13 protein-coding genes are annotated in these 14075 nt (G+C 69.0%); 7 read left to right on the plus strand and 6 right to left on the minus strand.

Annotated features, from left to right (window positions below; genetic code table 11):
• The first annotated feature begins 114 nt into the window (after positions 1-114).
• Both ACFY5A_RS15420 and ACFY5A_RS15425 read left to right on the plus strand, forming a co-directional pair.
• On the plus strand, positions 115-5622 hold the full coding sequence (locus tag ACFY5A_RS15420) for a glycosyl hydrolase family 8 (RefSeq protein ID WP_387235296.1): 5508 nt from the start codon (positions 115-117) through the stop codon (positions 5620-5622).
• 9 nt (positions 5623-5631) lie between these two features.
• Positions 5632-6327 carry an alpha/beta fold hydrolase gene (locus tag ACFY5A_RS15425; protein ID WP_341942025.1) on the plus strand — a complete coding sequence of 232 codons (696 nt, stop codon included), beginning with the start codon at positions 5632-5634 and terminating at the stop codon, positions 6325-6327.
• A gap of 3 nt (positions 6328-6330) precedes the next feature.
• Here the strand turns inward: ACFY5A_RS15425 and ACFY5A_RS15430 are convergent, their stop codons facing one another.
• A complete protein-coding gene (locus ACFY5A_RS15430; RefSeq protein WP_341942024.1) occupies positions 6331-7041 on the minus strand; it encodes a beta-ketoacyl-ACP reductase in 711 nt (236 codons plus the stop codon).
• Between the two features lie 135 nt (positions 7042-7176).
• Between ACFY5A_RS15430 and ACFY5A_RS15435 the strand changes: the two genes are divergently transcribed.
• From ACFY5A_RS15435 to ACFY5A_RS15450, 4 genes are read left to right on the plus strand one after another with little or no spacing between them, the layout of a single operon-like run.
• On the plus strand, positions 7177-7773 hold the full coding sequence (locus ACFY5A_RS15435) for a DUF4190 domain-containing protein (RefSeq protein WP_341942023.1): 597 nt from the start codon (positions 7177-7179) through the stop codon (positions 7771-7773).
• Positions 7774-7824: 51 nt separating this feature from the next.
• Complete coding sequence (locus ACFY5A_RS15440) at positions 7825-8175, plus strand: DUF3099 domain-containing protein (protein ID WP_341942022.1); 351 nt, start codon at positions 7825-7827, stop codon at positions 8173-8175.
• Positions 8172-8366 (plus strand): hypothetical protein, encoded by a 195-nt coding sequence (locus ACFY5A_RS15445; protein WP_105673006.1) that lies wholly within the window; start codon positions 8172-8174, stop codon positions 8364-8366. Before ACFY5A_RS15440 ends, ACFY5A_RS15445 begins: the two co-directional genes overlap by 4 nt.
• Complete coding sequence (locus ACFY5A_RS15450; RefSeq protein ID WP_341942021.1) at positions 8363-9175, plus strand: SURF1 family protein; 813 nt, start codon at positions 8363-8365, stop codon at positions 9173-9175. The genes ACFY5A_RS15445 and ACFY5A_RS15450 overlap by 4 nt, the downstream gene beginning before the upstream one ends.
• 4 nt (positions 9176-9179) lie before the next feature.
• On the opposite strand, the gene ACFY5A_RS15455 is transcribed toward ACFY5A_RS15450, so the two are convergent.
• The 5 genes from ACFY5A_RS15455 to ACFY5A_RS15475 form a co-directional block, all read right to left on the minus strand.
• Positions 9180-9911: a hypothetical protein gene (locus ACFY5A_RS15455; protein ID WP_387235302.1), complete on the minus strand. Its 732-nt coding sequence runs from the start codon at positions 9909-9911 to the stop codon at positions 9180-9182.
• 76 nt (positions 9912-9987) lie between these two features.
• Positions 9988-10626, minus strand: coding sequence for an HAD hydrolase-like protein (locus ACFY5A_RS15460; RefSeq protein ID WP_341942019.1), 639 nt, complete (start codon positions 10624-10626; stop codon positions 9988-9990).
• Positions 10614-11048: a cupin domain-containing protein gene (locus tag ACFY5A_RS15465; RefSeq protein ID WP_387235305.1), complete on the minus strand. Its 435-nt coding sequence runs from the start codon at positions 11046-11048 to the stop codon at positions 10614-10616. The genes ACFY5A_RS15460 and ACFY5A_RS15465 overlap by 13 nt, the downstream gene beginning before the upstream one ends.
• Positions 11045-11629 carry a pyridoxal 5'-phosphate synthase gene (locus ACFY5A_RS15470; RefSeq protein WP_387235308.1) on the minus strand — a complete coding sequence of 195 codons (585 nt, stop codon included), beginning with the start codon at positions 11627-11629 and terminating at the stop codon, positions 11045-11047. Before ACFY5A_RS15470 ends, ACFY5A_RS15465 begins: the two co-directional genes overlap by 4 nt.
• A gap of 59 nt (positions 11630-11688) precedes the next feature.
• The gene (locus ACFY5A_RS15475; protein ID WP_105673000.1) at positions 11689-13287 is read right to left on the minus strand and encodes an ABC-F family ATP-binding cassette domain-containing protein; all 1599 of its coding nucleotides are present in this window, start codon (positions 13285-13287) and stop codon (positions 11689-11691) included.
• Positions 13288-13451: 164 nt separating this feature from the next.
• Between ACFY5A_RS15475 and ACFY5A_RS15480 the strand changes: the two genes are divergently transcribed.
• Positions 13452-14072, plus strand: coding sequence for a DedA family protein (locus ACFY5A_RS15480; protein WP_387235311.1), 621 nt, complete (start codon positions 13452-13454; stop codon positions 14070-14072).
• Positions 14073-14075: the final 3 nt, after the last annotated feature.

Raw genomic sequence — 14075 nt, forward strand, 5'->3', positions numbered from 1 at the left:
GTGCCTTCGCGTGTGGATAGCATTCCCATAACAGATCGTAAATGATCTTTACTATCGAAAATCCACCCTCGCCTCACAGGTCGCTGCCGCCGACCGCCCCACGAAGGACACTCGATGACCTCCTCGGACACCACGCACCCGCACCGGCTCTCCCGCTCCGGAGTCGTGCGCACCCTGGCCGCGATCACCGCGGCGCTCACGCTCTCGGCGCTCATCGCTCCGACCGCGCAGGCCGCCGGACCCGAATCGGTGGCGGAATGGCGTTTCGCGACGGCGCCCTCCGTCGTCGACGCCAGTCCGGCCGCGAACGTCTTCACCGCCACGGGCGGCGCGGACACCGCCGCGAGCCTGCGTCCCGTCACGACCGACCCGCTGCTCTCCTACACGTATGACGAGGCCGAGCGCTCGGTGCGATACCAGGGCTGGAACGACGGCGTGGGGATCAAGGGGTGGGTGGTCACCCTGGACACCCGTGGCTATGCCGACCTCACTCTCACCTCGCAGCAGCGCTCGTCCGGTTCGGGGCCGCGCGACTTCGCCGTGCAGGTCAGCACCGACGGCCAGAGCACCTGGCAGGACGTGCCGGGTGGCGCCGTCACCGTGGGCACCGATTTCGCGAGCGGCGGTTCCGTCGCGTCGCTCCCGCTGCCGGCATCCGCCGCCGACCGCGCCGACGTCGCGATCCGCTGGGTGGTGACCTCCACCACCAGCGCGAGCGGATCGACCGTCGGCGCGACCGGCTCCAGCCGCATCCGCGACATCTCGGTCTCCGGCACATCCACCGGCGCACCGGTCGAGCGGCCCACCGTCGCGACCGCGCTCTCCCCACTGAACGGCGCCGTCGACGCGCCGCTGGACGCTGCGCTCACCGTGACGTTCAACAAGCCGATCGCGCTCGCATCGGGCGCCACGGCATCGGTCATCGATGACGGTGGCTCCCCCGTCGCCGGCGTCGCCGCGACCGCGAACGGCACCCAGCTCTCGCTGACCCACGCTCCGCTCCAGCCCGGACGCGGATACACCGTCACCGTGCCCCGCGCCGCGGTGGCCGGAGCGGCGGACGGCATCGCCCCGGCATCCGACATCGTGTGGTCCTTCCGCACCCCCGCCGCCCCTCGCGACTCCGTGGCGGAGTGGGCGTTCACCGACGACGGCGACGACGGCGTCTTCTGGGCCACCGACGGCGCCTATGCCGACCACTCCGCCCTCACCAGCGTCGGCACCCGCGGCGAGTACGGCTTCCACGCCGACCGCGGCAACGCGATCTCCGTGCAGGGCTGGGGCGGAGGCGCCGGCACCAAGTACTGGCTGGCCTCGCTGTCCTCCGTCGGTTTCGAGAACCTCGCCCTCTCGTCGGAGCACAGCGCCTCGGGCTCGGGTCCCCGCGATTTCGTCGTCCAGATGAGCACCGACCGGGTCACCTGGACCGATGTCCCCGACTCCACGATCAAGACCGCGACGCACACCTTCACCTGCCCTGACGACACGTGCCGCCTCACGGACGTCCCGCTGCCCGCGGCCGCATCCGGGGCCTCGACGCTGTTCCTGCGCTGGCTGCAGGCCACGGACACGCCCTCCAACACCGACGACAACACCACCGTCGGCGGCTACGGCGACAGCTTCCTCCGCAACATCCGCATCACGGGCGACCGGATCGACGGCGCCCCGCTCGTGATCCCGACCGTCGACGTGCAGACGGCCCCGGTCGATGCCGCGGCGACCGTCGACCTCGCCGCGCCCGTGACCCTTCGCGTCAACAAGGACGTCTCGATCGTCGACGCCTCCTCCATCTCGATCGTCGACGAGACCGGAGCCGCGGCATCCGGAGTCGTCCCGACCGCGAAGGACGACCTCGTGTCGATCGCCCACCGGGACTTCGGATTCGGACACCGCTACACGGTCACGGTTCCGGCCGCGTCGATCGCGGGTGCCGACGGCGTCTCTCCCGTCCGCGACATCGTCTGGAGCTTCAGCACCTTGGCGAAGACACCCACCGCGTTCTCGATGAACTTCAACGGCGACACCCGCACCTCGATGAGCTTCGCCTGGTACACCCCACCGGAGGTCACGGCGACGCACGTCCAGATCGCTCCCGCAGGCGCCCGCGACGGCGAGGAGTTCCCCGACGACGGCGTGATCGAGTTCGACGGGAAGAGCGAGATCATCGACACGTTCGTGACGGAGAGCGACCGTGAGGCGCGCCGCACCACGAAGTACGCGAGCCACAAGGCGACGGCGGACGGGCTCGCCCCCGGAACCTCCTACGTGTACCGCGTCGGCGACGGCACACCGAACGGCTGGGGTGGGATCGGCAGCTTCACCACGGACTCGGCGATCGCGGAGCCGTTCCACTTCCTCTTCGGATCCGATTCCCAGGCCTCCGATCTCGGGAGCTTCCTGGAGTGGCAGGACACCTTCGAGAAGGCGTCGGCGAAGGTGGACGACCCGAAGTTCCTCCTCGTCACGGGCGACCTCGTCGACAACGGGGACCTCGAGGAGCAGTGGCAGTGGATGCTCAACAGCGCCGCCGACCAGTTCGCCACCGTGCCCTACGTACCGGTCCTCGGTGGGCACGAGGTGGAGGACTCGGGAACCCTTCCGAACAACAACTTCTTCAACCACTTCAACGAGCCCCGGGATGCCGCGGGCACCGGCGCCCACGAGGGCTCGGTCTACTCGTTCGAGTACGGCGACGCCCTGTTCATGCAGTTCAACTCTCAGTACGGCGGAGGACTCGACGAGAACGGTGACACCGCCTGGGTCGATCCGCAGTTCAGCAAGCAGCTCGACTGGCTTCGTCGCACCGTCGCCGAGACCGACAAGCGGTGGAAGTTCGTGTCCCTGCACAAGGGCGTCTACTCCGCAGGAGAGAACGTCTGCAACTGGGAGGCCGACCGCGTCGCGTTCTACGAGAGGACGCTCGTTCCGATCTTCCAGGAGACGGCGGTCGACGTGGTGCTCGAGGCGCACGACCACATGTACATGCGCTCCCACCAGATGCGCGACGGCCACCCGGTCGACACCATCACGGATGAGAACGGTCAGATCGTCGTGCAGTACGACGTGACGGATCCGAACGGCGTGCTCTACCTGATGCCCAACGCGCTCGGCAACAAGTTCTACGAGACGCCGGAAGGGTGCGACACCTCTTTCGCGGCGATCAACGCCCAGCCGGAGAAGAAGATGTTCGTGGACTTCTCCGTGTCGCGCGACACCCTGTCCTTCACCGCGTACACGGCGGCCAAGGAGGACGAGATCGCCGGCTCCGACGGACTGCGCGAGTTCGACCACTACTCGATCACCCGCACGGACGGCACACCCGATCCGGTACGCGACGCGAGCGTGCGCATCGCCGACGGCGCGGCGTCCTTCTCCTGGAAGGCGCCGACCGCTTCGGTCGAGCCCGTGCGCGGGTATCGCATCTACGAGAAGAACGACCGCGTGGGCGTGAACTGGAGCGCGTACATCCCCGCCGAGACCGGCAAGGAGCAGTACACGTTCGTCCAGCCCATCTCCGACGACCCCACGGTGCGCTACGAGTTCGTCGTGCGCGCCGTGGGCGCGAAGGACAACTCCGCGCCCGTGGCCGTCGCTCCGCCTCGGGTCTCTGATGACGAGAAGGCTCCGTCGGCCCCCGTCGGCGTGACCCTCAGAGCGGCGTCGCCGTTCCAGGTGAACGTGAGCTGGCTGCCGTCGGTGGACGACGTCGCGGTGGCCGGGTACAAGGTCTTCCGCGACGGCGAACTGGTCGCGCGGACCACGACGACGACCTTCCAGGACGCGGGGCGCGAGCCGGGCACGACCCACGAGTACCGGATCAGCGCCTACGATGCCGCGGGCAACGAGTCGGCGAAGAGCACCCCGGCGACGGTGTCGACCCCGCGGAACCCCACGACGACGGATCCGCAGCGCCCGTTCGGTCAGCACACGGTCTACGCACCGGGGACGCTGCGTCCCGGCGTGGGCCAGGAGCGGATGGATGCGACGGTCGCCTCCCTCTACGACGCGTGGAAGGACGCGTATCTGACGCAGAACCCCTACGAGTCGGACCAGTACTACGTCTACTACAACGGCAACGGCGAGGCGGGGGAAGACGCCCCCGATGCGGTGACCACGTCGGAGTCCAACGGCTACGGAATGCTCATCACCGCGATCATGGCCGGGCACGATCCGCAGGCGCAGACCCTGTTCGATGCGCTGCTGCGCTTCGCGAAGGCCCACCCGAGCAGCGTCGATCCCGACCTGATGGCCTGGCAGCAGCGGGATGACGGCACGGCGATCGTCAACACGACGGAGGTCGACGAGGAGGGCGAGGAGTACGGCGACGACGCGGCATCGGACGGCGACCTCGACATGGCCTACGCGCTGCTCATGGCCGACGCGCAGTGGGGCAGCGGAGGGGCGTTCGACTACCTCTCCGAGGCGCGTCGTCTCATGGCGGCGATCCTGAGGAGCGAGGTCCATCCGACGGATGACGTGATCCTCCTCGGCGACTGGACCAGGGACGAGATCGTCTTCGGCAGGTCGACGCGCACCTCCGACTTCATGCTCCAGCACTTCAAGGACTTCGCGAAGGCGACGGGGAACCCGCGCTGGACCGACGTGGTGGACGCGACGCAGTCGGCGTCTCACGACCTCTTCTCGCGCTTCAGCCCGACGACGGGTCTGCTGCCCGACTTCGCGATCCGCGACGGGGCCGGGTACCGACCGGTGGATCCCGGATTCCTGGAAGACGACAACGACGGCGCGTACAACTGGAACGCCAGCCGCGTGCCGTGGCGCCTCGGCACCGACTATCTCCTCACCGGCGACGATCGCGCTCAGGAGCAGCTGTCGACGATGAACTCGTGGCTGCAGACCGCGACCCACGGCGATCCCTCGGCCATCGCCCAGGGGTACTCCCTCGACGGGCAGCCGCTGGACGAGTGGACCGACCTGGCGTTCTCGGCGCCGTTCACGGTGAGCGCGATGGTCGAGGGCGGGAACCAGGAGTGGCTCGACGCGCTCTGGGAGGCGAACACCGCCGAGCCGGTCACGACGTACTTCGGCGACAGCATCCGGATGCTGTCCCTGATCGTCGTGTCGGGCAACTGGTGGTCACCCACCGGGGTCGGTCTGCCGGAGACGGCCGTCGCGCCCGTCGCACCGACGGGCCTGACGGCCACCGCGACAGCGCCTACCTCCGTGCGACTCGAGTGGCAGAGCACGGCGGGAATGCTCAAGACCGCGGCCACCGGCCGCGCCGAGGTGATCGGCTACCGCGTCTTCCGCGACGGCGTGGCGGTCGCGAGCGTCGCGGAGGGCACGTCCTTCGTCGACTCCGGCCTCGTCGGCGGCACCACCTACCGCTATCACGTGACCGCGGTGGACGCACTCGGACAGGAGTCGTCGCCCAGCGATGTCGCCGCGGTGACGACCCCGAAGTCCGGCGGCGGAACGCCCGTCGACCCGGGAACCCCCGGGTCCCCGCACGGCGGAGGACTCGCGACGACGGGCGGGAGCGTGCCGATCTGGCTGCTCCTCGGTGGCCTGGCGCTCATCGCAGTCGGAGGGATCGCGCTGATCCGTCGCGGACGCGGTGGACGATCCGGACGCTCGACGGATGTCGGAGGCGACGCGTAGGGTCTGCGCATGGACATCATCCTCATCCCCGGTCTCTGGCTCGACGCGTCCAGTTGGAACGAGGTGGTCCCCGCCCTGGAAAGGGCGGGGCACCGCGTGCATCCTCTCACCATGCCCGGTGTCGGCGCACCGGCCTCCGAGTCCGCCGACATCGGCATCGCGGACTGGGTGGCAGCGGGCGTCGCAGCGGTCGATGCCGTGGACGGCCCCGTCGTGGTGGTCGGACACAGCGGAGGCGGCAACGTCGCGTGGGGCGTCGTCGATGCGCGGCCCGATGCGGTGTCTCGCGTCGTCTTCGTCGACACGGTACCGCCGCCGCCTGGCCAGGGGATCAGTGAGTTCGAGACGATCGACGGCGTCGTCCCCTTCCCCGGGTGGGACTTCTTCCCTCCCGAAGACGTCGACGATCTCGACGAGGCGACGAGGGCGCGCACGGCTCCCCTGGCGCTGAGCGTTCCGGCGCGGGTTCCGACCGATCCGATCGCGCTCTCCGCAGACGCCCGTTACCGCGTTCCCGCCACGCTCCTCATGGGAGGGCTCGACCAGGAGACCCTGGAGTCTCTGCTCGAGCAGTGGGGTCCGTACGCCGAGGAGTACCGCGCCATCGAAGACGCCGAGGTCGTGCGCATCGGATCAGGGCACTGGCCGCAGTTCTCCGCGCCGGAACGTCTCGCGGCGCTTATCGACGCCGCGGCGTCGAGATGAGGGTCAGTGCCCCATCCCGAGACCGCCATCGACGGGGATGACGGCGCCGGAGATGTAGCCGGACTCGTCGCTCGCCAGCCAGGTGACGACGCCGGCGACCTCGTCGGGCGTCGCGAAGCGCCCGGCGGGGATGCTCGCCTTGTACTGCTTCTGCGTCTCTTCGGGCAGCTCCGCCGTCATGTCGGTCTCGATGAAGCCCGGTGCGACGACGTTCGCCGTGATGCCGCGGCCGCCCAGCTCGCGGGTGAGTGAACGGGCGAACCCGACCAGGGCGCTCTTGGACGCCGAGTAGTTGATCTGGCCGGCCGAACCGTAGAGACCGACGACGCTGGAGATGAGGATGACGCGACCGAAGCGGGCGCGCAGCATTCCCTTCGAAGCCCGCTTGACGACGCGGAAGGAGCCGCCGAGATTGGTGGCGACCACGCTGTCGAAGTCGTCCTCGCTCATGCGGAGCAGCAGCGTGTCCTTGGTGATCCCGGCATTCGCGACGACGACCTCGACAGGACCGAGCTTCTCCTCGACCTCGGTGAAGGCGGCGTCGATCGCAGCGGCATCCGTCACGTCGGCTCGGACGGTGAGTGTGCCCTCAGGCCCCTCGCCGCTGCGGACGGTGACCGCGACGCGGTAGCCGTCGCGGACGAATCGCTCGGCGATCGCTCGTCCGATGCCGCGGTTGCCTCCGGTGACGAGGACGACGCGCTGAGAACTCATTTCCACTCCTGATCCGGCCGGCTGGGTCCGTGGCCTGGTCGACATCGATCCTATCGATGATGCCGTGTGCGACCGGGATGACGTTTGACAGAACAACACGCGACTGAAACGCTGAAGGCGACGAAAGGCTTCGACGTGAGCGACAACAGCATCCCCGGCCCTGCAGGCGAGCCGCAGCCGATCCAGCCTCCGGCAGCTCCGCCCGCTTCTCCGCCCCAGGCCTACCCGGCGGGCGCTCCCGGCCAGGCATACCCCGGCGCGGCTCCCGCCTATCCCCCGGCTCAGCCCCCGTACGGCGCCCCCGCCGCTCCGCAGCCGTACGCGGCTCCGGCAGCTCCGCCCGCGTACGGCGCACCCGCACCCCAGCAGCAGTATTACGCGTCGGTGCCCCCGACCCAGCCGGCCCCCGGGTATCCGTACGGCGCCCAGGGGTACGCGGCTCCCCGTCCTAACAGCGGACTCGCGCTCACGTCGCTGATCTGCGGCATCGGCGGACTCGTGCTGTTCTGGCTGTGGGCCCCCGTCGTCGCCTCCATCATCGCCGTCATCACCGGCCACATGGCTCTGAAGCAGATCAAGGGCAACCCCGCCCTCGGCGGCCGAGGCATGGCCATCGCGGGGCTCATCACGGGTTACGCCGGCATCGGGCTCCTCGTCGCGCAGATCGCGATCGTCCTGTTCGCGTTCTTGTTCTTCGGCGCCTTCTCCCTGCCGTTCCTCGTCAACAGCTGATCCGCTGCGGCGAGCTCCACAGCCTCCCCGGCGGCGTAGGCTGGATGCATCGTGAAGAACAAGCGTCTGGTGCCCGCCGTCACCTCCCTGCCGCAGTCGCCGCGGGACGAGGCCGACCATCGCGTGCGCCGCTACGCGCTCACGATGACGATCCGCGTGGTGTGCTTCGGACTGATGGCGCTGGTCCAGCCCTACGGGTGGTACACCTGGGTGTTCGGGATCGCGGCTGCCGTCCTCCCCTACATCGCGGTCGTGTTCGCGAACGCGGGCAGCGACAGCACGGAGACGACCGCCGAGTCGCCGGTGCAGGAGATCGAGGCGACTCGCCTTTCGGAGACCGTCGAGACGCCGTCCGAGACGCACATCATCACGATCCACGAACGTCGGCAGGACGAGGAGTGACGGCACTGGAGTGCTCGCGCGCCGGCTGCCGGAGCGCGGCGACGAAGCAGGTCGTGTGGCGGAACCCGCGCATCCATGCGGCCGATCGCGAGAAGATCTGGCTCGCCTGCGACGACCACGCGGGATTCCTGCACGACTATCTCGCGGCAAGGGACTTCCCCGTGACGATCAGAGACGGAGTCCCCGCATGAGCCAGCGGATGCTGCGCTGGATGGTGTACGTGCTCATCGCGATCGGATTCGCGATCGCGTGCGTCTTCCTGTCGCACTGGCAGTTCGATCGCAATGCCTCCCGCACCGAGCAGATCGCCCTCGTCGAGCAGAACTACGAGGCCGATCCCGTACCCCTGGACGATCTGATCGGATCCGACGGACGCTTCCACGCCGGCGACGAATGGCATCCGGTGACGCTGAACGGCTCGTATCTCGCCGACCAGCAGCTGCTCGTCCGCAACCGCCCGCACGGAGGGACGGTCGCCTTCGAGATCCTGGTGCCGTTCCAGACCGACGACGGCCGAGTCTTCATCGTCGATCGCGGGTGGGTCGCGCCCGGCGAGGGCGACACCCCGGACGCCGTTCCCGCACCGCCGCAGGGAGAGGTCGAGGTCGTCGTGCGGCTTCGACCGGGCGAGAGGCTCCCCGCGTCCGGCCGTGGAGCCGCCGAAGGCCAGGTGGCGACCATCCACCTGCCGACGGTGGCCGCGCTCGTCGGAGGCGACGATGTCGTGACCAGCGCTTACGGCCAGCTCGTCAGCGAGAAGCCGGCGGCCGCACCCCTCGGCACCTTCGACTCCCCCACCGACGACCCCGGCCCTCACCTGTCCTATGCGATCCAGTGGATCCTGTTCGCGATCATGGGCTTCATCTTCATCGGATACATCATCCGCACCGAGATCGTGAAGCACCGCGAAGAGGTCGAGGGCATCCCGGCGAAGGAGAAGCGCAGGCGCAGCCGCGACCGTGACGCCGACATCGAGGACGAACTGCTCGACGCCCGCTGACCCGTCAGCAGTCCCACGCACGGACCCGACGGACGATCGCCGTCTTCGGGTACTCGCCGGAGGGCGACGCCGTCTCGAACAGATCGATCAGCAGGAACAGCGGGTACTCCGGCGCCTGGTGGATTCTGCGGAGGACGACCCCCTCGCATCCGATGATCGTCTCCCCCGCTCCCCAGATGACGGTCCACGTATGCGGAAGACTCGCGTCGAAGGGCAGCGTCACCTCGGCCATGTCGGTGGTCATCCGCGGGTCGTGATGCGCCTTCACGCCGGAGCGAGCGACCGTGGACGCGCCGATCGCGTCCGCATCGATCTCGAAGACGCAGATCTCTCCCGAGTCATCGGCGGACAGATGCTCCGTTCCCACGAGCCAGGCCGCGAGCATGCAGCCGGGATCGTTGCTGGCGCTCACGGTGATGTCGATGCGGCCGTGATCCGGTGCGAACAGCAGCTTCATCGGCGTCTCGGCGCGCACGACGAGACCATCGGGGCGGTGACGGTGGGTCCCCCGCGCCGACCCCGGAGGGCCCGAGAACACGCCCGTCTGGAGATTCGATACCCGAAGAGGCGCGTCCTCAGCACGCCAGTCGAGTTGATCCGCCTCGATACGCAGCTCCAGACCGTCGCGGCTGTTCGCGTACCTCGCCTCCGACCGCTCAGGAACGGTCCACTGCGGGAGATAGTGCGCGACCCAGCGGGCGGGATCGACGCCCGTGGAGAAATCGTCATCGAACACCGGGGGCGAGGATGGCTGATCCGGCAACCGGATGTCTGTTGTGCGCACGGCACATGGTCTCATCGACCGCAGACATTCAGCCGGCGAGCAGCGGGATCAGCTCCTCCAAGGCGGCGATGCGCGTCCGCTCTCCCGGTGCGACCTGGTGTCCGCCGTCGAAATGGACGAAGGATGCGCCGAGGGCGTCGGCGATCTCCCGGTCATGGTTGGTGTCGCCGACCATCAGCACCTCGTCGGCGTCGAGTCCCGACGAGGCGAGCCAAACCTGGATCGCATCGTGCTTGGATGCGCGGAACGGATCGTCAATGGACAGCACGGCCTCGAACTCATCGGCGATGCCGTGCGGCGCCATCTGCGCGCTCAGGACGTCGGTCAGGGTCGCCGAGGCGAGAACCTGCCGGTGTCCGAGTCCGGCGACGGCCGCGATCGTGCGGTGCGCACCGGCGTGCAGCGAGGCCTCCCCCGTGCGCCGCGCGAGGAGCTCGAGGTATCTCCGGGCAGCCGGTTCGAACTGCGCGCCGCGGATGCCCAGGTCGGCGTAGAAATCGCGGATCGGGAAGCGGAACGCGGAGCGGTAGGCCGAAGCATCCCCCAGCTCGTCGAGTCCGTGTTCCGACAGCACGCGGTTCATCACCTGTCGGCACAGGGCCGCGTCGTCGAGCAGCGTGCCGTTCCAGTCCCAGCAGACCGCGCGGACGCGCGTCAGTCCGTCCACGGCATCGGACGCTCGGGAAGACGGGAGCTGTCGTCCGGAAGGTGCGGCAGCTCCTCACCTCCGGCACGCACACAGAACCAGCGCAGTTCGCCTGGACTGTCTGGACGTGCACGCCAGGTGCGGGCGACACCCTGCCCGACACGGATGACGGTGCCTGGTCCGACCTCGACGACCTCGTCGTCCAGGCCCATCTGACCTCGCCCGCCGAGGAAGACGTAGACCTCCTCGACCTTCCGGTGCACGTGCCAGTACCCGGCCTCCTCGCCCGGCAGGAGCGCATTGGCCGTCATCCCGATGAACTGCATCGTGAGCTCGTGATCGACGACGCGACGACCGTCACGGGACCGCGCCTCGTCGAACCCGCCGAAGTGCCCCCGCCACTCGTCGAGGGCGCCGATCTCCGTCACCTGATATCCGGTCATCGTCCGTCCTCCGTTCCTGCGCCGCTGCGGCTCCAGCCCGCGGCATCCCTCGTGTACACGATTCTCGCGTGACGCCGATCGCCTGACCCCTGCCAGAACTCGATACGGTCGGGGATGAGACGCCACAGCACCCAGTCGCCTGCGGCCACCCCATCGCGTGCGGCGGCGGAGCGCGCAGCGAGGTCAGCGGCGCTCTCTTCGGGACTCGCCTCCTCGACGCGTCCGCGGACGCGGACGGCACGGACCTGCGGCTGCCACCAGAAGTTCAACGCCGCGACCGGACGCGCCGCCAGCTGCTCGCCCTTCGCCGAGGAGCGCGGACCCGCGAAGGCCCAGCCCTGCGGGGACACGTCCTTCAGGATGAGGGTGCGCGCATCGGGCATCCCCTCGGCGTCCACGGTCGCGAGCGTCATCGCGTGCGGCTCCGGAACCCCTGCCGCCACGGCGCGCTCGAGCCACTCGAGGAACAGCGCGACCGGGTCGGTCGGGAGAGCATCCAGCGCGAGGACCGGAGCACGTCCGGTCAGCGAGGCCAGCGCACGCAAACGGTCGACGACGGGGGCGGGAGATTCCTTCGGCACGCCCCCAGACTACGACCGAGCGCCGACAGAGCACCCCGCGCGGTCGACGACGGGTCAGGTCACGCGAGCTCGATGAGGTCCTGGTACTCCTGGCTCCAGATGTCCTCGACGCCGTCGGGCAGGATCAGCACGCGCTCGGGGTTCAGCGACTGCACGGCGCCGGGGTCGTGCGAGACGAGCACCACGGCGCCCTCGTAGTGCGCGAGCGCACCGAGGATCTCCTCGCGGGAGGCCGGGTCGAGGTTGTTCGTCGGCTCGTCGAGCAGCAGCAGGTTCGCCGACGACACGACCAGGGTCGCGAGCGACAGTCGCGTCTTCTCGCCACCGGAGAGCACGCCGGCCGGCTTCAGCACGTCATCGCCCGTGAAGAGGAACGAGCCGAGGACCTTGCGCGCCTCGGTCTCGGTGATGTGCGGAGCGGCCGAGACCATGTTCTCGAGCACCGAACGGCTCACATCGAGGTTCTCGTGCTCCTGGGCGTAGTAGCCGACCTTCAGCCCGTGGCCTGGTTCGAGCTGCCCGGTGTCGGGCTGGTCCACGCCCGCGAGCATCCGCAGCAGCGTGGTCTTGCCCGCGCCGTTCAGGCCGAGGACGACGACCTTGGATCCGCGGTCGATCGCGAGGTCGACGTCGGTGAAGATCTCCAGCGAGCCGTACGACTTCGACAGACCGCTCGCCATCATCGGCGTCTTGCCGCAGGGCGCCGGCTTCGGGAACCGGAGCTTGGCGACGCGGTCCTCCTGGCGCACCTCGTCCAGACCGGCGAGCAGCTTCTCGGCGCGTGCGATCATCTGGTGAGCGGCGGCGGCCTTGGAGGCCTTGGCGCCGAAGCGCGCGGCCTGCTGCTGCAGGGTCGTCGCCTTCTTCTCCGCGTTCGCGCGCTCCTTCTTGCGACGCTCCTCGTCGGCGGCGCGCTGACGGAGGTAGTTCTTCCAGTTCATGTTGTACGCGTCGATGACCTGACGGTTGGCATCGAGGTAGAACACGCGGTTCACGGTCTCGCCGACGAGCTCGACGTCGTGGCTGATGACGATCAGGCCGCCCTTGTAGTTCTTCAGGAACTCGCGGAGCCACACGACACTGTCGGCGTCGAGGTGGTTGGTGGGCTCGTCGAGGATCATCGTCTCAGCATCCGAGAAGAGGATCCGCGCGAGCTCGATGCGGCGGCGCTGACCGCCGGACAGGGTCTTGAGGGGCTGATCGAGGATCCGGTCGGGGAGCGAGAGGTTGTTCGCGATGGACGCCGCCTCGGCCTCGGCCGCGTAGCCGCCCTGCCCCTCGAACTCCTCGGTGAGCCTGGCGTAGCGCTTCATCGCCTTCTCGGCGACGGCCGGGTCGTCCGAGCCCATCGCGACCGTGGCCTCGGCCATGCCGAGCGCCAGCGTCCCGAGGCCGCGAGCGTCGAGGATGCGCGTGCGGGCGAGCATCTCCGGGTCGCCCGAGCGGGGGTCCTGCGGCAGATAGCCGAGCTCGCCCGAGCGCGTGACGCTGCCGCCCGACGGGAGCACGTCTCCGGCGAGCACCTTCGTCAGAGTGGTCTTGCCGGCGCCGTTGCGCCCGACCAGACCGATCTTGTCTCCATCGGAGACGCGGAACGAGACATTCTCCATGAGCAGGCGTGCGCCAACGCGGATTTCGAGTTCGTGCACGGCAAGCACAGCGGGATGTCCGTTCGTTCGGGGTGGGAGGCGGCCGATGGGCCAGCCTCCCAGTATAAACCGGCACGCTCATCGAGCATTCCCAGGAAGATCACCCCACAGGGTGACGAGGACGATACCGCGGGTGGATGCCGTCCGATGCGCCCGCTTCCTAGCGTGGAGGGGTGGACGTCATCAACGAGATCATCATGCAGACCGTCGCCTCTCCCTGGCTCTACGTCGTGCTCTTCGCCGTGACGATCATCGACGGCTTCTTCCCACCGGTGCCCAGCGAGACCGTGCTCGTCGCCGCGGCGGCGGTCGCCGCCTCCTCCGGCCAGGTCGTGACCCTGTGCGCCCTCGGCGTCATCGCGGCCGTCGGAGCGGCGATCGGCGACAACATCGCCTTCGCGATCGGGCGTCGCGTCGGCACCACCCGCTTCGCCTGGATGAGACGACCGCGCATCCAGGCCGCATTCGCCCACGCCCAACACGCGCTGGATCGACGCAGCGCCGCGCTCATCCTCGGGGCGCGGTACATCCCGGTCGGCCGGGTCGCGGTCAACATGTCGGCGGGGGCGCTCGGGTTCCCGTGGCGTCGCTTCGTGCCGCTCAGCATCGTCGCCGGCATCAGCTGGAGCGCCCTGAGCATCGCGATCGGGCTGTTGGCGGGGGCCTGGATCAAGGACCAGCCGCTCCTCAGCGCGGTCATCGGAGTCGCCGTGGCGCTGTCGATCGGGATCGTGATCGACAGGATCGCCTCGTCACGGCGTCGCCGCGAAAGCGCTCTGCAGCTGGCAGGATGACAG

The sequence above is a fragment of the Microbacterium sp. NPDC012755 genome, assembly GCF_042901325.1.
Taxonomy (GTDB): Bacteria; Actinomycetota; Actinomycetes; order Actinomycetales; family Microbacteriaceae; genus Microbacterium; species Microbacterium natoriense.